15 protein-coding genes are annotated in these 19,328 nt (G+C 53.2%); 7 read left to right on the top strand and 8 right to left on the bottom strand.

Features of this window, described 5'->3' with window-relative positions:
- Position 1: 1 nt before the first annotated feature.
- The 3 genes from MEMAR_RS07255 to MEMAR_RS07265 all read right to left on the bottom strand — a co-directional run bounded on the left by MEMAR_RS07255 (position 2) and on the right by MEMAR_RS07265 (position 9,038).
- Positions 2 to 3,181 carry a site-specific DNA-methyltransferase gene (locus MEMAR_RS07255; protein ID WP_048063794.1) on the bottom strand — a complete coding sequence of 1,060 codons (3,180 nt, stop codon included), beginning with the start codon at positions 3,179 to 3,181 and terminating at the stop codon, positions 2 to 4.
- Between the two features lie 151 nt (positions 3,182 to 3,332).
- A complete protein-coding gene (locus tag MEMAR_RS07260) occupies positions 3,333 to 6,278 on the bottom strand; it encodes an NB-ARC domain-containing protein (protein WP_011844321.1) in 2,946 nt (981 codons plus the stop codon).
- Positions 6,279 to 6,302: 24 nt separating this feature from the next.
- Complete coding sequence (locus MEMAR_RS07265) at positions 6,303 to 9,038, bottom strand: ATP-dependent helicase (RefSeq protein ID WP_011844322.1); 2,736 nt, start codon at positions 9,036 to 9,038, stop codon at positions 6,303 to 6,305.
- A gap of 147 nt (positions 9,039 to 9,185) precedes the next feature.
- On the opposite strand from MEMAR_RS07265, the gene MEMAR_RS07270 reads away from it, so the two are divergent.
- Complete coding sequence (locus tag MEMAR_RS07270) at positions 9,186 to 9,614, top strand: DUF365 domain-containing protein (protein ID WP_011844323.1); 429 nt, start codon at positions 9,186 to 9,188, stop codon at positions 9,612 to 9,614.
- A 92-nt stretch (positions 9,615 to 9,706) separates the two neighbouring features.
- Here MEMAR_RS07270 and MEMAR_RS12970 read toward each other — a convergent pair whose 3' ends face one another.
- Positions 9,707 to 10,096 (bottom strand): hypothetical protein, encoded by a 390-nt coding sequence (locus tag MEMAR_RS12970; RefSeq protein ID WP_143706352.1) that lies wholly within the window; start codon positions 10,094 to 10,096, stop codon positions 9,707 to 9,709.
- Positions 10,097 to 10,265: 169 nt separating this feature from the next.
- On the opposite strand from MEMAR_RS12970, the gene MEMAR_RS07275 reads away from it, so the two are divergent.
- From MEMAR_RS07275 to MEMAR_RS07285, 3 genes are all read left to right on the top strand, one after another.
- Positions 10,266 to 10,523: a UPF0175 family protein gene (locus MEMAR_RS07275; protein ID WP_011844325.1), complete on the top strand. Its 258-nt coding sequence runs from the start codon at positions 10,266 to 10,268 to the stop codon at positions 10,521 to 10,523.
- A 314-nt stretch (positions 10,524 to 10,837) separates the two neighbouring features.
- Positions 10,838 to 11,914 carry a virulence RhuM family protein gene (locus MEMAR_RS07280; protein ID WP_011844327.1) on the top strand — a complete coding sequence of 359 codons (1,077 nt, stop codon included), beginning with the start codon at positions 10,838 to 10,840 and terminating at the stop codon, positions 11,912 to 11,914.
- Positions 11,915 to 12,588: 674 nt separating this feature from the next.
- A complete protein-coding gene (locus tag MEMAR_RS07285; protein ID WP_245526567.1) occupies positions 12,589 to 12,897 on the top strand; it encodes an HIT family protein in 309 nt (102 codons plus the stop codon).
- 25 nt (positions 12,898 to 12,922) lie between these two features.
- Here MEMAR_RS07285 and MEMAR_RS07290 read toward each other — a convergent pair whose 3' ends face one another.
- From MEMAR_RS07290 to MEMAR_RS12465, 3 genes are all read right to left on the bottom strand, one after another.
- Positions 12,923 to 13,867, bottom strand: a complete 945-nt coding sequence (locus tag MEMAR_RS07290; RefSeq protein ID WP_011844329.1) for a DNA-processing protein DprA — start codon at positions 13,865 to 13,867, stop codon at positions 12,923 to 12,925.
- A complete protein-coding gene (locus MEMAR_RS07295) occupies positions 13,860 to 14,525 on the bottom strand; it encodes a ComF family protein (protein WP_011844330.1) in 666 nt (221 codons plus the stop codon). Before MEMAR_RS07295 ends, MEMAR_RS07290 begins: the two co-directional genes overlap by 8 nt.
- Positions 14,526 to 15,271: 746 nt before the next feature.
- Complete coding sequence (locus MEMAR_RS12465; protein WP_011844332.1) at positions 15,272 to 16,195, bottom strand: hypothetical protein; 924 nt, start codon at positions 16,193 to 16,195, stop codon at positions 15,272 to 15,274.
- Positions 16,196 to 16,434: 239 nt separating this feature from the next.
- Between MEMAR_RS12465 and MEMAR_RS07310 the strand changes: the two genes are divergently transcribed.
- Positions 16,435 to 16,899 (top strand): ribonuclease III domain-containing protein, encoded by a 465-nt coding sequence (locus MEMAR_RS07310; protein WP_011844333.1) that lies wholly within the window; start codon positions 16,435 to 16,437, stop codon positions 16,897 to 16,899.
- A gap of 169 nt (positions 16,900 to 17,068) precedes the next feature.
- On the opposite strand, the gene MEMAR_RS07315 is transcribed toward MEMAR_RS07310, so the two are convergent.
- Positions 17,069 to 17,515 (bottom strand): Hsp20/alpha crystallin family protein, encoded by a 447-nt coding sequence (locus MEMAR_RS07315; RefSeq protein ID WP_011844334.1) that lies wholly within the window; start codon positions 17,513 to 17,515, stop codon positions 17,069 to 17,071.
- A gap of 128 nt (positions 17,516 to 17,643) precedes the next feature.
- Here MEMAR_RS07315 and MEMAR_RS13380 point away from each other — a divergent pair, with 128 nt between their 5' ends.
- Together MEMAR_RS13380 and MEMAR_RS07320 are read left to right on the top strand one after the other, a co-directional pair.
- Complete coding sequence (locus MEMAR_RS13380) at positions 17,644 to 17,961, top strand: Fic family protein (RefSeq protein WP_143706354.1); 318 nt, start codon at positions 17,644 to 17,646, stop codon at positions 17,959 to 17,961.
- A gap of 153 nt (positions 17,962 to 18,114) precedes the next feature.
- Positions 18,115 to 19,293, top strand: a complete 1,179-nt coding sequence (locus MEMAR_RS07320; protein WP_011844335.1) for an ATP-binding protein — start codon at positions 18,115 to 18,117, stop codon at positions 19,291 to 19,293.
- Positions 19,294 to 19,328 lie beyond the last annotated feature (35 nt).

Below are 19,328 nucleotides of genomic sequence, written 5' to 3' on the forward strand. Positions count from 1 at the left end.
CTCACGCTCCCATGCACTTCTTGAACTCGGGCTCGATGGGCGTTGCCCGGGGTGCGAAGCAGTGGCCGTTGACGTAGAGCACGCCGGTGTCGGGGAACTCCCTGAGAATCTCGTCGGTGATGAACGCCGCGTCCGCTTCGAGCGCCTGCTCGTGCCCTGCGGGGTTCTTCGGGGAGTTGCGCCAGACGATGGTGGCGACCTTACCATCGGGGAGGGCGCCGTGGACGACCCGGTAGGTGAGACCGCCCTGGTGCCGGACCACCCGGCGCCGGACGTGCAGCCCGAGGAGATAGTTGAAGGTCTCGACAAGGTCCACGGTCACTTCCCGGAACCCGTCCTCGTCGACCGGGACATGGTTGAACCCCACATCGCGGCGGATCCGGAGAGTGTAGGCGAACGGCGTCGCCAGCCGATCCACGTTCAGCCGGCAGAGGCTCTCCCGGGTCTCGACGTCGAGGAAGTAGCGGAGCATGTAGTCGCTCATGCCGAAGATGGTGGCCTGCACGTGGCCGTCCCGGTCAAGGAACTCGATGTTGTTGAGCGTGTCCTCGTATTGCTCGAGTTCCATGTACTTGAAGATGTGGCTCTGGCCGTCGGCGTCCTTGGGGTTGCCGTCTTTCCAGTTGGAGGAGTACATGACTTTCTGGATGCGGGGTTTGATGATAAAGTCTAAATAATCCCCTAATTCGATTAAAACATATTTACGTGTCGATGTTTGTGTTTTATTAATCTCTAACACGGATTGCCCAGTAGTGCCGGATCCTGCAAAAAAATCCAGAATGATATCTTCTTCTCCCGACGAGATGTGAAGGATATCCTTAATTAATTCAGGAGATTTTGGATTATCAAACTGAACCTCTCCCAACAGTTTTTTATATGCATGTGTTCCATAGTCGCTGGAATATTTTGTGTCAAGCCAGATGGATTTTGCTTTTGTACCCTTTTCCTCACCATCTATTAGCAGATAGTCCTTTTGAAAAACGTCGTATTCATCCCGTGTAGATACCTTTTTTATTAAAATTTTTTGGATATTTTCGCGGACGGTTTCTTTTTTCCACCTCCATCGACCATCCGAACCATCTGAAAGTTTTGGTAAAATTTTGATAAAGCTGCCATTTCCCTCTAATGAGATTTCTTTATTACTTGGATTATAGTAAATAGGATAATACAAATTTGGTCTATCTTCTCTTCTAGCACCAGCTCCTCTCTTTCTCAAACCTTGTAAACGATAAGGTCCATTATCGTCCCTTTCAGCATACTCTTGCCGATAATTATCAGGCAGAGGTAAGTCAAATGCTTTAAAATCGTTTCTAATATACATTAGGAGATTTTCATGGGCAGTAGCGATGTTTGCACGATCACTCCTACCTTTTAAATTGTTAACGACTGAAATAGTTGATATAAAATTTAAAGAGCCAAATGTAGAATTCATTAGGGATCTAAGGTTAACTATTTCATGGTCATCAATGCTCGAAAATAGTGCCCCATGATTGGATATTATGGTGTGCGCGAGATTTAACCGATCCCCCATCATACTCAACCAGCTGCTGTGCTGGTAGTTATCCCGGTAGACGAACTCGTCATTCCCCGTATTATACGGCGGATCGATGTAGATGCATTTCACCTGCTCCCGGTACCGTTCCTGCAGGAGGTTCAGGGCCTGCCAGTTCTCGCTCTTGATCATCAGCCCGCCGATGGCCTCGTCGAGGTCCTCCACCGGCGTGCCGTCCGGGTGCTGCAGTTTTTCGAGCAGTCGGTCCGTGAAATCATCATCGAAGAGCGCCGTGTCGATGACGAGATAAGGGTGGCTCTGCAGGAACGCCTCATCGACCCGGTCGCCTGCAAGCGTCTTCTGTCCACTCTTCCCCTCCCCGATACCATAGAGGTTCCGCCACTCCACCAGTTGCCCCCCATTTGCCAGGATCTCGGGGTAGAACTCCTCCGGCACGTGGTCGATCGTCATGCAGTAGCCGGCCCGCAGGACGAACTTCTTCTTCTCCCAGAGCGTCTTCTGGAAGTCCTCCAGCTGCGCCAGGAAGTCGATGATCCGGTGGGCGATGGACTTGAGCACCTTTGCCCGCTTCACGTAGCGCTCCACCGCCACCTCGTTCTCCGTCCCGAGATCGTCGAGCCGGAAGACCTCGTTCTTGATGTAGAAGTCCAGCTCCTGCCCGAAGAACCCGCCGAGATCCTTGTGGATGAAGAAGTCGCTCGTGTTCTCCTTCGTAAAGCTCATCACGTGCTTGTAGAGCCGCGGGTTCCTGTCGGTGTCCCGCTCGTTCGTCTGCAGGGCATCGGCGAGCCCCTTCGGAATGCCATTGCCCCGCAGGATCTCCGCCACCAGACCGCCCACGATGTCGTCCTGGTTCGGCTTCTGGCGCCCGGCCCCGGGCGGGAAGCGACTGAGGAGGTCGTCGTCTGAGAGGGGTACCTGAGCGAACCTTGCGGTGAGCAGGTGCTTCTCATCGTCATACGTCACCGCGTCGTCGCCCGCGAGCACGAAGTACCGGCCCTTGCCGTTGCCGTTCGACTGCCCCTCGACCTGCACCACCTCAAAGAGCACCCGGTATGACCCCACATCGAACCCGTGGCTCTTCAGGAACCGGTCGGTCTTGATGTAGTACTGGTCCTTGTTCGCCCAGTGGAGCAGCACCTCCTCGCCGTTGTAGGGCACCGCGTACTTCTCGTTCGCCGCATACCGCCGGAGCGAGAGGAAGTCACCGTCCTTGTAATAACGGGAGAAGAACTCCTCCAGGTGGGCGAATATCTCTGCTTTCTGCAGGTCGCTCATCGAGGCTTCTTCGGCATCCCCCTGTAACTTCAGCCACTTCTCATGCAGTTCTTTGCCCTTTGCCGCCTTCCGGTACTCCTCCTTCAGGCCATTCGCATCGAGGGCATCGTCTCCGTACGTGTCGCGGATGGTCTGTTCGAGTTCCTTGAATTCTGCTATTATCTGGGTGCGGCTTTCCGTGTCGTACTTCCCAAACTCAGCATCGACAGCCTCGATCAGGTCTTTGTCCATGAACCGCGTGATCTCGTCCCGCTTCTGGTTCATGATCCGGTAAACACCGAAATCAAGGTCCGGCGAGTCTATCTGGAATAGTTCGGTAAGTTTCTGTCTCAACTGCTGCTTATGCCGCTTCAACCGTTCTTCCTGGTGTTTTGCCATCTTTGGATCCATATTTTCACACTCAATTTGCCGCTAAACCCCAATAGTCAAAGCACACTATCTATTCAGACGAATTGGATATAGAATGCATTGGCAATCTGCAGGATAAGCACTTCGATTTCGAAGCGCCACTTAAAAAGTAATTTACATCATATTGCAATCATTACACTTTCAGTCGCATCTTATTGAAGTCCTCCTCAATCCTCTCTGCAATACTTATCACTTTTCTCTTTACGATATTGCGATCTATGTCGTCAACGATAATGTTATATTTGCTCCTCAAAAATCGCTTTATATTGTGATCTCCAAGCGTATAAAGCAACCTTTCGTAATCTGGTTTTGATTCGAAGCCCTTTGCCAGACAAACAAGTGCTTTTTGATAAAAGTAGTCCGCATTTTTCTGATCCCTACGGGCAACACGAGTGTATGCTTGGGTTAAATAATTGTAGTCTATAGCATTGTGATAAAGATCGTCATCATTTTGTGGCTGATCAATAACATTGGCTTCGAATATTTTAATCGCTAATTTTACATATTCATCCGCCATTATAAAATGATCCTGCTTATCAGGGTAATTTGCTAGTTGACCGAGATTTTTTTCAATCTCACCTAATTTTAAGTAAGATGATCCAATATGGTCCCTAACAGTTCTTTTGGATCTTTCGTCAGTGTACAGCAATAAGGCCTTCTTATTATAGCCTATGGAATTTAAGACATATTGGGCAATCTGTTGTTCAGTTCCTCTAAGTTGCTCCCAATATGCAAGTTTCGTGTAAGTAATTGGATTATCGGGATCAAATTCAATCGCCTTCTGGAAGGAGGAACGGGCTTTATCATCATCTTCCAAAAATTTGAACTCAAATTCAGCAAGTTCTCTCCACGCAATAGCGTTTTCAGGGAAGAATTGAATGCACTTTTTATAATAATCGTGGGCATAGGTGATCGAACCTATACGGATGAAGGATTCAGCTTTCTGGATCAATTGCCGCAGATGAATTTCATCAGCATCACAAGGAAATGCGGAATTTTGACTTGAATCCTTAGGTTTTTGATCAAACCCTAGATTGAGAATTCTCCACTGTGTGGCAAATTCCTCCTCTTTGTGAGGATATTCTATTAATTTGTGTTTGACAAATGCGTGAATTGGAGGTAACAGAGACAATACGGAATTTTCTAACTCACTTTGCACGATGAAAGAACGTTGGGTCAATTCTTCCTTTGCAGTTAAGAAATCTGTGTTATCAACAATACTGCACATCTGACGCACTTGAGAGAAACTACACGTACCATTGGCTACAGTTACGGCCATGAGTATATCTTTTGCCAAATCCGAGAGTTCTCTCCACTGGAAGTCGCAAATGAAATTTAAAGCTTGCTCATATGCTTGGATCTCTCCTTTACTCAGTTCTTTGAGTGTGTAGCCTCTTGCTAGAAGTTGAACAACAAAAATGATCAGAAGGGGGGACTTCGCACTTATGTTTGCAATTTGTTTCAGTGCTGACTGATTAGAATAACGATTTAAAAGCCCCAAACGATCTAATTGTTCAGAGATCAATTGCTGAGCTTCATCGTCTTCCATCGATCCAACTGGTATAACATACTGACCAAATGTATAGTCATCAACCCTCGATGTGATTATAAATTTTATCCCACTTTTGACATCGCGAAGAAGAACGTCAAGATAAGCCCATAGAGAATTCTTATCCGCAACCGTTTCAAGATTGTCGATTACCAGCAGAGTTGATTCATAGCAGTTCAAAATTCCGCAGATAAGATTTCTTTTACTTTCCTCTGAGTGATCAATATACTGAATATTGTTTGTGACGTATAAAATGCAATCCAAGAAGTCTTCAAGACTGTGAAATGATGAAGTAAATTCGTTTATCTTCCCTTTCTCAAACAGTGTCTCTTTAGCCGATATCCATATGATAAGATCATAGCATAGACTATCTATTTCCGTTAACTCAGGGTTTGTAACAATATCCCAGACAACTTTCTTTACTAATTCCGTTTTCCCATAGCCTCCCCCTCCGGATAACGATATAGAGAAAGCACGAGGATGTTCTAATCTTTCAAGTAACTCAAGTTCTTTTTTCGGCCTGCCAACATAGTAGTCACAAAGGTCAGGGAAATTATGAATTATTCCTCCATCCTGGCGGATCTGCCCGAATTTTTGTTTCAACGTCAACCTAATGCGATCGTTTTGAGCCTCAACCTGAGACAATGAAAAGACTTCTTCATGACCTTTGAAAGGTATTTTTTCTTCCTTAATTCCACCAGAACGCGGGAGACTGGTAAAGTACGCCGAATGATCACTCTGCATACTCCCATACACATAGATTCTATCTTCTTTATCATCCAAAATTATCAGGTTAGTGGGATTTAAAAAGAGATCTTCCTCATCAGGAAAAGTTACATATGTTTTCGCAAGACACTCTGGTAACAGTGATGTTTCAGCCACCTGCATCCGTGAAAAAGTTCCAGACCGTGAATCCCATTGGTAAGTATTAATGTGTTCTCTCTGAATACTTTCAGGTTTAACAATCTTTATGTCAACATCATTGAAAATATCGGAGACTGTTGCAATAACTGCGTCCTTTATGCCATGTTTTACAAGCGGATCTAACATCGTATTGTTATCCCAATGATGGGCTCTAAAATTTCGTAATTCTTTCATCTTCTCAAGAAACCATGCATACTGAACCCTTCGTGGAAGATTGATAGAACAGGATTTGAGCCCATAAATTTCTGTTACAATTTGCCGTATATTATCAATAGAGTTCTGCGGAAATTGCTTATTTAAGGATTTATTTAGCCTCTCGACAAACGGATCGTTCGTTTGACTGAAAACCAGGTAGCAATTTTGTGCAAGTTTCATCCAACTATCAAACGTCGGTTTTTGGAAATAATCCTGTATTAAGTTGGTGATGTCATTGCAAATTTGGACGTTATTTTCTTTTATGTTCTTTCTATAGCGGATATATAACAGAATGCCTAGCGTCTTGTAGAATTCTTCCGTAAAGCGGTTAATCGCTTCAATAACCTCAATATTACTCTTGGCCTTATTGATTTCCTGAACTGCACCATCCAAATTTATGATTAATCCCATTGAAACATCACCTTGTATCCGTTATTATGCTCGCCACCTGCAAATGCCCTGATAATCGCACCGCTCACAGACCGCTCCCGGACATGCCGTGAAGTCGCCCGAGAGAATCCGTCCGATATCCTCCTCTACACGTGCCATCGTCCCTGCAACGGCCTGCTCGGTCACATCCACAGCGTCCACAGCAGCCTCCTCGAGGAATGCCACCGAACCCCGGGAGACAGTCTCGCCGAGCACGCAGAGGCCACGGGTGTAAAGTTGCACCTGGAGCGCCGAATCCTCGGGTGTTGTCGCCGTGTCGGAGGTCTTGTAGTCGCGCACCTCCACAGCATCCCCATCATGGAGGATGACATCCACCTTCCCGGCCACAATGGCGTTCTGCACCGGGAATTCGACCCTCGTCTCCACTTCCCGGATCCGGAGCATATCGTCGCGGTACTTCTCCGCAAATCTCATTAGATGGTTCTTCGCTGCGCGCTTAATCTTCTCCATTCGTCCCTCGGTCATGAACGGCATGTAGAAGTTCCGGTCCACTGCCGTTGCCACCGCAATCATCGGAGACAGATCCTCGTTCTTCATCAGGTCCGCAGCTTCCCGGAGGCAGAAGTGCAGAGTCTGCCCATATCCAAGGTAATCAGTGAGACCCGGCTCGTATCCCCAGATATGCCGAAGCCTGTAGAAGTAGCCGCACTTCCCGTAGTCCACAATCTCACCGGCAGAGAAGGTACGCAGCTCGTCCGCAGCGCCGCCGGTTGCATAATCATGATCCGGCAGTGTGTCTCTCTGTGAGAGGGGCTCGACGTGAGGCAGATCCTCGATGTCACCCACAAAAGCGCTTCGTCCTTTTCGTCGCCCGTTCATGGACGTGAAGTAACTCACCACGGCCACGTCCTTCGCCCGGGTCAGCGCCACATACATGAGTTTGCGTTCGCTCTCCAGGTCCCCCTCGTACTTCGCCACGTCGAAGAGCTCCGGGGATATGAGCCAGGTTCTCCCCTTGCCCACCATGCTTGACGGGAACCGTTGCCGGACCATGCAGGGCACAAACACCAGCGGCCACTCCAGACCCTTGCTCTGGTGGATCGTCACCAGTTGCACAGCGTCCACGCCACCGATGTCGTCGCCGGTCTGTTCCTCGTACTTTGAGGACGCGTAGGTGTTCAGGTACCAGCACAGCCCTTTCAGATCGGTCTCCCAGTTCCTGCGCCGTCCCCCAAGCATAATTGCTGTCTCGTAATCCGTAAGGAGCGTGTTGAACCTGCCCAGATTCGCCATGATGACCGCATGGCGTACATCGTCAGGATCGAGCCCGTGGTACCCGAGCAGGACGAGCAGTTCCCCGAAGACTTGAGAGAAGTTATCGTAGGTACTGTTCAGCACCGAGTCCTTCCAACGACGAAGGTTCAGTACATCGGAAGCCTCCAGTGCCAGATCTGGAATTCCCTGGTTCCAGTTCACCACTGCCTCTTCGAGCAGATCCTCGCCTCGGAGAGCAGGCAACCTTGACCACTTGCCCTGCTGCCAGAACCCATCTTCCCACAGCCACGCAAACAACTGCCCTATGCCCAGGATCTCCGGGCGGCGGAACAAGCCCACTTTTCCGCCAACGACAAAGGGTATATCGCGGCGCCTGAACTCATCGATGAAGGGGGGCGCCGAGGTGCTCACGCTCCGAAAGAGGAGCGCAATGTCGCTGTAACTGCATTTCTCTTCTCTAACAAGCGCCTGGATCTGATCCGCAATCCAGTCTACCTCGGTTATATCACTCTGCATCTCTGCCAGATACGCCCCGCCCTGCTCACGGCGAACCGGGTCCATGTGGTCGTAGTGCTGGTCCTCAAACGTGTCCGAGAACCCGTTAGCCGTCTCGATCACCGCTACGGTCGAACGGCGGTTCTCGGTTATGTGGATGGTGACTGCCTCCGGGTACCGCGTAGTAAACTCCTCGAAATACTGTTCGTCGGAGCCACGCCACTGGTAAATTGTCTGCCGCGGATCGCCGACAACGAAGATGCTCCCCCCCAGCCCTATCAGCCGGATGAGTTCATCCTGTGCGTGATTAATGTCCTGGTACTCGTCAACAATGAGGTATTTTACGTGTTCGGCCACTTCAGGACGGTGCTGCAGGTTCTCCACTGCAAGCTGCACCATGCGGTTGAAGGTGAGCCGCTTGTGTTGATCCAGTGACGCCTCGTAACGGCGCAGTTTTTCAAGGAATTCTCTGTCTTTCTTTTTCCTTAGACCCTCTTCCGGGATCATCTCGCCGTAGTAGACATTCAGGGCATTGACGAAATCTTCACAGTTGGTAGCGTAATAACCGGATCTTCCGAGCCCCAGAGCCCACCCGACCCGCATAAGGTACGCCATCTCCTGTTTTTCATCAAGCACGCCCCAGTCCCCGTACCCGAAGTGCTCCTCCAGAAGACGATAGCAGTAGCCGTGAATGGTGCCAATGAACATCTCCCCGAGGCGGGCACAGATCTCATCTCCGCCAAGGTGCTTCACACGCTCGTACACACGGCTCTTCATACTCTGTGCTGCTTTTTCCGTGAACGTGAAAGCGACAATTGCAGACGGCTCTACCTGTTGTACGAGGAGGAGGTAGACGATCCGCCGGGTCAGAGTCTCTGTCTTTCCAGCCCCTGCGCCTGCAATAATGCGGATGTGAGTGCGATCGCAGAGGACAGCACGCCGTTGTCGATCAGAAAGAGGCCTGGGTTCGTTGAGGATTTTTTCGGTGAGTTGGTCAGGGGAAAGGGACATAATACGTCGTATGAGGGATAGCCGATTACACTATTTATTCGTGCTGATTTTCATTTCTGAGGCATACTATGCCCTTACTGAGCGATTCGGCGGTTATTGGTTTCCAAAAGAATATGCGTTATATAGTGCTACCTCCTACACTGAATCATGAGTGAGATCACCGGCGTCACCTTCCCGGTCCCCAAACACCTCATGTCTCGCTTCTTCAAGGACGGCAAGACCGTCTTCATCAAGCCCGCCACCGTCTTCAAAGAACTCCGGAGCGGCATGATACTCGTCTTCTACCAGTCTCACGAAGACACCGGCTACGTAGGGGAGGCGACGATCAAGCGGATCGTCATCGACGACGACCCCCTCGCGTTCTTCGAAACCTTCGGCGATGCGGTCTTCCTCACGAAAGAGGAGGTCAAAGCCTACGCTGAGGGGCAGGAGCGGTGGCAGGGGGTCCGGGTCAGGAAGGAGGCGCCCCGAAAGCGGCCCTGGATGGCCCTCGAACTTGAGGGTATCCGGAAGTACGATACGGTGAAGAAACCGGAGCGGTTTGTGCCGGTCGGGGGAAGGTATCTGCGGGAGTGAAACTCATAGAACTCATAGATGATATCCGAAAATCGATATACCGGACTGAGATTAGTTGCAATCTCGCGCTTCTGATCCCACACCTCTAGGGCCTATTCCTTGGCGAGTTTTTTATGAGGCTGCACGGAGTTGTATGCTGCCTCAAATGCAACAAAGTAATCCGCTATCTCGCCTTGCAAGCGCTTGCAAGTTGAGCATCCACAAAACCTGATAGCGAGATCGCCGGTTCCCACACGGTGCATGGCCATATAGCGATAACCAAAGGGTTGTCGTTCGAACTCGCAGGCAAAGATGCTCTCGATGTTTTCGGATTTATGAACTGTTTGTGGAGCCTTAAATTCGATGAATTTTTCAAGGTACGTCAGAATTCGTGGTATGTGGATAAGGTTTCCGCATCCACCACAGAAAAGTCCCCCACCGATATTGCATTCACCGCAATGAGGACATTTTATCGGGTAATGAAAATACCTCTCGCGATCCATAAGGATCAATCATAGTAGGGTCAATATCGATGTTGTGGTTATCTTCACTATCACAGGATTGGATACATCCGACAATACGCCATCGACCGGGAAGGATCTCTCCGCCCCTCGCTCACCACCAAATTTATCGGTTCTCCCTCCCATCCATTATCTATCAGGTGAAGCGGCTATGACCGATGTTACCATCACCGTCCCCCAGGATATCGTACAGGCGCTTCGGCTCCCTCCCGACACCGTTGCCGCCGAGTTGCAGCGGGAGCTCGCCGTGGCGCTCTACCAGCGGGGCATCCTCTCCTCCGGGAAGGCGGCGGCGCTGGCGGAGATGAGCCGGTGGGAGTGGGAGGAACTGCTCGGGGCACGGAAGCTCCCCCGGCATTACGCCGACGAGGACCTCGACCGGGACATTGCCTATGCCGCTCGCAGTTAGCAATTCTTCACCGCTCATCCACCTCTCGCTGATCGGCCGTATCAATTTGCTTCGTCGTTTCTCAGAGGTATTCATCCCTCCTGCGGTCTGGCGGGAGGTCGTGGAACAGGGCGGCAGTCCTTTGAGCAGATCGTCCCGGCTTCGAATAGCCATCCCCCTCGGGTGGCGCCCGGGCCGTTAGGAGAAGGCGTTTCTCCTGACGGATATGAACGAGGAGTGCATCATGAACCGCCATAGAAGATCCGGGGATCACAGAAGAGAAAGCCCGGCGATCGGCAGGGTCTCCACAATATCGTACGAGCAGGGGTGGAACTATGAGCGGAGATGAAAAGAAACTGATACGGAACAGCACGGTTGAATTTTTGCTATTTACCTCGGCCGCCGGTGAAGACTCAATCGAGGTCAGGTACGAGGACGAAACCATCTGGTTAAGCCAGAAGATGATGGCGGCGCTCTTCGATGTGACTGTTCCGACAATAAACGTACACCTGAAAAACATCTACGAAAGCGGCGAGTTGACCCGTGATGCAACTATTAGAAAATATCTAACAGTTCAAATCGAGGGTGATCGTGAAGTTTCACGGACTCTTGACTACTACAACCTTGATGCCATAATCTCGGTTGGGTATCGCGTCAATTCCCGAAGAGCCACCCAGTTCCGTCAGTGGGCGACTCGGGTGTTAACGGAATTTGCCATTAAAGGATATGTACTTGATAAAAAGCGGATGGAGAACGGTACGTTCCTTGGGGAAGACTACTTCGAGCGCTTGCTGGCGGAAATTCGGGAGATACGACTGAGTGAGAGACGATTCTACCAGAAGATCACGGACATATACGCTACAAGCCTCGACTACGACAGGAATGCACCAACAACACGCGAGTTTTTCGCAAACGTTCAGAACAAATTACACTTTGCGATACATGGGAATACTGCGGCTGAACTGATAATGGCGCGTGCCGACAGCAGAAAGAAGCATATGGGCCTTAGCACCTGGGAAAAAGCCCCTGACGGGAAGATACTCAGAACCGACGTATCGGTTGCGAAGAACTATCTGAACGCAACAGAACTTGAATCGCTCGGAAGAATCGTCAGCGCCTGGCTTGACCTTGCTGAAGAGCGTGCCAGAAGAAAGATCCCGATGACTATGGAGGATTGGGCAAAACGCCTTGACCGGTTCATTGAGTTCGATGATCGCAAACTGCTCGAAGACCGTGGAAAGGTCACAAAAGAGATGGCAAAGGAGTTCGCAGAGAGTGAATTTGAGAAGTACCGGGTTGTTCAGGACAGACTTTTTGAGAGCGATTTCGACCGGATGCTAAAGGAGGCCGCCCCGCCCGAAGGAGAGGAACAGGATAACAAAAACAATGAGACTACTGGGGACCTGAAATAAAATATTCCTTGGTGGGCGGCACCGGATAAGAGGAATACTTGATGGGTTATATTCGGAGTGTCCGCTTCCTGATATCAATGTCGGAAATACTGCCGAAGATCTGTATATCCGGATATCTGCCGGCTTATCCGTACTTGATGGGTACTTGATCCCGACCCATGGGATCACCTGCATTCGGTTTCCGATAAACGTTGTCGACGATAGAACAAGGGCATCGTTCTTCTCCTCAAGCCGGATGGTGAAGTCGTAGGCCTCGTCTCTCCAGACGTTACGCAGATCCGGACGTCGAATCTTTCCTATGTCATGATCCCATCACATAACGGCAGAGAGGGGAGGTTTTGTGCATTCCACGCACTAAATCCGTTTAAAATTATTCTGGACCGGTATTATGATCCCACTATGATCTTAACATGATCCCATTGATCCCATCGCGATCCGGCTCTGAGTTCTTGCTATCGCTCTCTCGTTACGTACGTCTGCGAGTGGCCCACGGCCAGCCCGGTCGTTCCCTCTTTGCGAGAATGCCGATCTGAACCATCGCCGTCGTCGAGAGTCAGGAACCTCTCCCCGCAGAGGAGCATCACCCCAACAGGTTCTCTGAGCACTCTCTGCAGCGATCTAATCAGTTCCGCAATCTCGTGCAATGTACCCTGATGTTCGGATCTCCCCACCTAATGTTCGGAGCTCGGCTTCGAACAAATCGCCCCGGCCACCTCCTCATCATCCCCTACCGCCACGTCGCGGACTTCTTCGACGCGACCGACGCCGAGCTCGCCGCCCTCCTCGCCCTCGTCCGGGAGGCGAAAACCCTCCTCGACGACCGGTTCCACCCCGACGGCTACAACATCGGCGTGAACGTGAGAAAAGCCGCCGGCCAGACGGTGATGCACCTGCACCTCCACGTCATCCCGCGGTATGCCGGCGACGTCAAAGACCCCCGGGGCGGGGTGCGGGGAGCAGTCCCGGAGAAGCGGGTGTATTGAAAGAAGAAAAAGATTGTAGAACCCATCACCAGAAATCCGCGAGCGTCGTCACTCGTGAGGGCGGGTGCTGCATCCTCGCAAAGTGCGGGGAGAGGCCGCCGGGGGATTCGACCGGGATCGCCCCGCACGAGACAAGGTGCTGATACCCGGCTACGGCCTTTGCGTCCGAACAGTCAGGCTCCAGGACGTAGACCGGTCGTCCCTGCCGGAACGCCGTCTCCGCCTGCCGGACGGAACCCCCGGATTTGCCGGTCTCGATGACGACCACACCGTCGGAGAGGCCGCTCGTGATGCGGTTCCTCTCAAGGAACCTGCCTTTGTGCATCCCCGCAAGGTGTGTGATTTCACCGAGCAGCGAACCCGAACCGGCGATGCTCGCGGCAAGAGTCCGGTTTTCCCCCGGAACAACAACCGTGACGTCGCCCGGCAGGACCGCCACCGTCTCGCCTCCGCAGTCGATCGCGGCCGTATGAGCGCAGGCATCCGTCCCGAGAGCAAGCCCGCTCACGACCACGTAACCGAGGCGAACCAGAAGATCCACCGTCTCCCGGGCTCTCTCGATACCCGCCCGGGAGATCGTTCTCGTGCCGACGACGGCAACCGCCGGCTTTGCGAGGGTCTCCTCGCGGCCCACCTGGTAGAGGAGAAAAGGGGGATCCCGAATCCCCAGAAGCCTCCCCGGGTATCCGGCATCAAAGACCGGCAGAATCCGGACGCCTTTCTGCCTGTAGCCCGTAAGCGTATCGATATAGAACGCAAGAAGACCTTTCTCCCGGATCTCCTCCGCCCGTGCGATGAGCGGGCCGGGATAGGCCCGACGGGGCTTCGCACCCGGCTCGAAGGTATCAGCGTAGAGGTCGCGGAGAACCGCCGGGTCACGGAAGTATTCGGCGTACCCCTGCCGCTTCAGGGCCTGATTGTCGTTGAGGGCGGCAAGAAAGGCAATCTCCCTGATAGAAAGGTTATCCATTGTAACTCCCGAGAATTTCCAGGTGCTTTCGGTTGACCATCCTCCCGAGGACAAGCGACCAGACCTCACCTGCACCATGCGCCCGCAACACCGCGGCGCACTCCCGCTTTGTCGCCCCGGTGATGCAGGTATCGTCGATCAGGAGAACCGACTCGCCATTGAACCGGTACCGACATCCAACATTCCCTGCGATCTCCTTCTCCTTTTCGAGGTGATCAGAGATACTATGCATTGGGCGATATACTTTACTCTTATACAGGGCGTCCAGATATCGCATCCCATAGCGGGATGCGACGCCTTCTGCCAGGAGCGCCGGGGGACTGTAGCCTCCGGAGCCTGTACCCCGCATAACCGGAACGACAATATCAAACTCCCGGAAGTCCGGGTACTGGTGATCGATCGCATAGAAGAGACATTCCAGGAGCTGCGGGACAAGGGTTTCGTCCGTCTTCAGCCTCCGGATCTCGCTGCTGAGAACGTCATCAGGAAATTCTTCCTCAAAAAGGTATTTTCCGAACGCCCGGACACGGACGGGAGGGTCGTCTCTATCCGGCCTGTTTCTGCATGCCGCACAGCAGGGGAAAGTATCTGCAAAACAGTCAGGGATGGGATTACCGCATACCTGACAATATGGGGGATAGAGGATCTCAAGTTCCATTCCATCGGATCGGAAAAACGTTCTTTTCATATTTCATCCTCCTGAACGTTCCGGGGTGACGATCCATCCCCTTTACAGCAATATCGGGACGGCTCTTTATATACCTGCGGCCTGCGGCCCGAAAGTGCACGCGAGAAGAGGGGCAACCATCAACGGAAGCGATCTCCCGGAGAATAACCTTGATACGGCCCGTAGGACGGTTGCAAGGACGATCCAGAAGACCTACCGCTGGCTACCCGTGCCGGTGCGGGAGCTCGATGCCGGTCGGGTCTCACCCGACATTTACACCGGGGACGTGGCGGACCCCCGGGGGGGTGCGATCCCGGAAAGGAGGAGATATTGATGTTGACCATGCCTATCCTCCCCCAAAAAAAGAGGCATATTGACGACATGAAGGATTAGTAGTGTTTATCAATAACTTTGAGAGTGACAAGAATTATTAAAACAGGAGATGTATAGCTCTCTGTTAATGTGGAGTCAATGTTTGAAGTTGGAATTTCAGCGATTATCGCATTGGTGATCCAATTAACATTGGTGATATCGATGAAGATACAGATCGTAACATATGGAGGACCCTTCAGGGTGGAGGGACGGAAACCTTCGCCTCCAATGTCGCTAATCTGACGTCGATACTTCAAACAGATCCCCACTCTGATCGGTTCGAATGGGGGTTCGAATCCCCCACTCCACTTGAAATCCTTATATATGCAAAGTGAGTTGGGAAACCTCCCTGTGTGTTCCCCCGCTCATATTGTCTTCTCCAGCACCCACCCGACCAGCCCCGCATCCACGACCATCGCGGAAAGCCGCCGGGGCGGGACCAGCACCACCCCCGAGTCCGGGGGCACTTCGTGTGCCGCCAGGGCGTCGTCGGGGGAGTGGACGACGTAAAAGAGCTTCCTGAACTCGTCCCGGTTGAACCGGCCGCTATACTCGCAGAACTCGTCAAGAGACGATCTCGACTTCACCTGAACCTGATAGGACTCAGCGTTGATGGTGTCCTCGAACTCGATGTCCGCAAACTTCATCGTCTCGCCGACGACGCTCCTCCGCCTCCAGCCCGCCCCCGAAAAGACGAGATCGACGAGCACCTCGAAGTCCTTCCAGTGCAGGTGCCGGATCAGGGCTTCAGTCCGGCAGACAAGTTCCTCCCGTGCATCAACGACCGCGATGAACTCGGAGGTATGTTCGCCGTTGATCAGGCGCCTGAGGGTATCGAACGGCCTGACCGTGCAGGACGTGGCCCGGTAGGCCTGCAACTGGGCGATGTTGCCGGGCAGAGTATTTGTCAGGAGCACCTTTCCCTGAATGTTCCTATCGTGCCAGCCGCCGTCGGCCAGGCGGTATTTGGATACCTCGTCCTCGAGGATCGGGCCGTCCTCGAGCCGGCACCACCAGAACTTCGAGTCGTAGAACGTGATCCAGACGTCGCCGTGGTTCGAGTTGTGGATTGTTTTCAGGGAGTTGAAGTCGTGGGTGGCAGATCCGGTATTCTTCACCTTATATCGGATCGCCCTCTCGATGGTCTCCCAGTTCCCCCGGAGGATATCCTCGAGGTCGACGTTGGTCCAGCCGATCCGCATCTTCCCCTCTTCGATGCTCGACTGCTCCCACTTCCCCCTCTCTCCCAGCTTGATGTAGTAGGCACGATCGAACTCGATCCTCTCCATGGCCTTCCTCCCCGGAATACGAAACGCCAATGGAACCCGACGCTTAAAAACGTGATGTTCCGCTCTCCCGCGGGACGATCGCCGATGGTAAGAAGAGCGGGAAGTCAAATGCATTCACGGGCGATACGTATACGACACCTAAAAATCCCTGTGCGTTGGATAATCCCGTTTAAGAACAGACAAAATCCATTATTTAAAATGGATACACTTATCCGTTCATTCATCTCCATATCGCTTCTATGGAACCCGATCTCGAAGAGAGGATCAATTACTCTTTCAAGCAAAAAGATCTCCTCCAGCGTGCCCTGCTCCATCGGTCGCGTTCGAATGAAGAGCGACAGAAGCAGAAAATCTGCGAGGACCAGGACGCCCTCCGGACGCTGGGCGACGCGGTCCTGAAAACAATATTGTGCGATCTCCTCATGCGTTCGGGGTACGAGACGAAAGGCGAGATCACCATAAAGAAAAGCACCATTGAACGCCGGCCGTTTCTTGCCGAACTCGGGAGGCGGTTTGATCTGCAGGATAAAATCCTTGTCGGAGAAGGCGCCAGAATGCAGAAGCATAACGAAGAGCCCAACGTCATTGCCGAGACGCTCGAGGCGATCATCGGGGCGATGTACCTGGACGGCGGATACGAGTCGGCAAAGAAGGCCGTCTCCGGATGGTACGAGCCCTACCGGGAAGAGATGCTGAAAGGGTAGATACCAGAGGAACGGCAGGTGGATGGGAAGGGTTCATCCCGATCTTCTCCGATCCGCAGGTAACGGGTGTCGATGTGACGCGGCATCCCCGGGCCGTCGGCCGGAACCCGGCAGACGGTCTGATGACGGCCCACACCCCCGAGTCTTCTCTCCCCCGCACCCCGCCGCCCTATCCTTCCCGGATCGGAATCTCGACCCCCTGCTCTTCTAAAACCTTCCTCAGCCGCACCGCCAGCACGCCGTTCCTGAGGGCAGCCGCCGCACCCTCGTCCGTGACCTCCGCGGGAAGGTTCACGACCCGGGTCATCTCGCCGGACAGCCGCTCCCTGACGGCGTAGCCTTCCCGTTCTTCCTCCCTCTGTCGGACGGTGATCCGCAGCGTCCGGGGGCCGGTGAGCCGTACCGCGACGTCGCCGCTCGCCACCCCCGGGAGGTCGGCGACGACCGCGACCTCGTCCTCGAGATCCCGGATATCGACCGGTATCCCCGCACCGCGGATCACGGGCATCATCCGCTGCCCGGGCGCCGCCATCATCTCGTGGAGCCGCCGGTGCATCCCGCACATCTCCGGGCCGAACGCCCTCCGAAACGGGCACGAGAATTCTTTCTGTTCCATACTCTCAACTCCTCCAGGTGTCGTGCAGCCTACATCCTCCCGCTCATATAAGTTCTGGGGTCTCCTCCCGGAACCATCGAGGAAGGGCCTCGTCTCCAGGTTCCCCGGCACGTATTCACGGGCGCCGCATGAACAACCTTTTTCCCAATCACTCCCAACACTTCATCATTCTGCCCGGAGAGCAAGGAGTTGCGAGAGCGTATGGAGGAGTTCACCGTCGAGGAAGTCGTCGGCTACCAGGTCGAGATCATCCGGGCCAGCGGCGTCAAGACCGGGGCCTCGAGGGGCGGCTGCTCAACCCGGGAAACCTCGACTTCGTCATCGCCGCGAGCAACCACATTCCCGATCCGTTCGAGAGGGCCGCGTTCGTGCTCCACGGTATTGCAACAGGGCATCCGTTCAGGGAAATAAACGGATCGCGTTTCTGCTCGCAGGACTCATCCTGAAGAGGACGCCGGAACGGTATGTCATCGCAAGCTCCGATGCCGGGTGTGCTTGACGATACCTCATCCCGGACTATTGACACCATCAGTCCACAGGTATATTTAAGTGGACAAATTATAAATCCAATTTATAATATGTCCACAGCAGTACAGGGAATGATCCGGCGGGATGCGGAGGCACAGATCCGATCGCTCGCTCTCGGCTTTCCGGCAGTAGCCGTCATCGGCCCCCGCCAGTCGGGAAAGACGACGCTCGTCCGGTCGGTATTCCCGCAGCTGCCCTACATCTTGCTCGAGGATCCCGACACCCGCGCCTTCGCAGAGGAGGATCCCCGCAGCTTTCTCGCACAGTACGAAAAGACCGGGGCGGTCCTCGACGAGGTCCAGAGAGTCCCGGAGCTCTTCTCATACCTCCAGGGAGTCCTTGATACGAACCGGAGGCCGGGACGGTTCATCCTCACCGGATCCCAGAACTTCCTGATGATGGAACGGATATCCCAGTCGCTTGCCGGCCGGGTCGGGATCGTCAAACTCCTCCCCCTCTCGATGGGAGAACTTGTCCATGCCGGGATAGGGATTGAACGCTACGAGGATCTCCTCTATGCCGGCCTCTTCCCCCGCCCCTACAGCAGCAGCATTCACCCGCGAGACTTCTATTCATCGTATATCCAGACCTACATCGAGCGCGATCTCCGCCTTCTCAAGCAGGTGCAGAACCTCTCGGCGTTCCAGACGTTCATGAAGATGTGCGCCTACCGGTCCGGCCAGGTGGTGAACTACTCGTCCCTCGCCCATGACTGCGGCATCACCTACAACACGGCAAAAGAGTGGCTCTCCCTCCTGGAGACGTCGATGCTGGTCGTCCAGGTCAGGCCGCATCACAAAAACTTCAACAAACGGCTTGTGAAGATGCCGAAGCTCTACTTCACAGACCCCGGCCTTGCCGCACACCTGGCCGGGATACAGGGTGCCGACGACCTCGGTTACCACCCCCTCAAAGGAGGGCTCTTTGAATCGCTCATCATAACGGAGTTCCTGAAGTTCCGGCTTAACCGGGGCAAAGAGCCCAACCTCTACTTCTGGCGGGACAAACTCGGGCATGAGATCGACTGCATCATCGAGTATCAGGGGTGGGATCCCGTCCCGGTCGAGATCAAGTCGGGCAGAACGGCAAGTGCCGACTTCTTTGACGAGATCACGTACTGGAACGGGCTCTCCGGCAACGCCCCGGATCGCTCGTTCGTGGTCTACGGGGGCGACCAGTCCCAGCGCCGGGCGGCAGGGCAACTGATCGGGTACCGAGATCTAGAGCCGATCCTGCAGTATCTGGAGTGAACGGCACCCCACCGGATCACTCTTTACCCCCCGGT

The organism is Methanoculleus marisnigri JR1 (assembly GCF_000015825.1).
Lineage (GTDB): Archaea > Halobacteriota > Methanomicrobia > Methanomicrobiales > Methanoculleaceae > Methanoculleus > Methanoculleus marisnigri.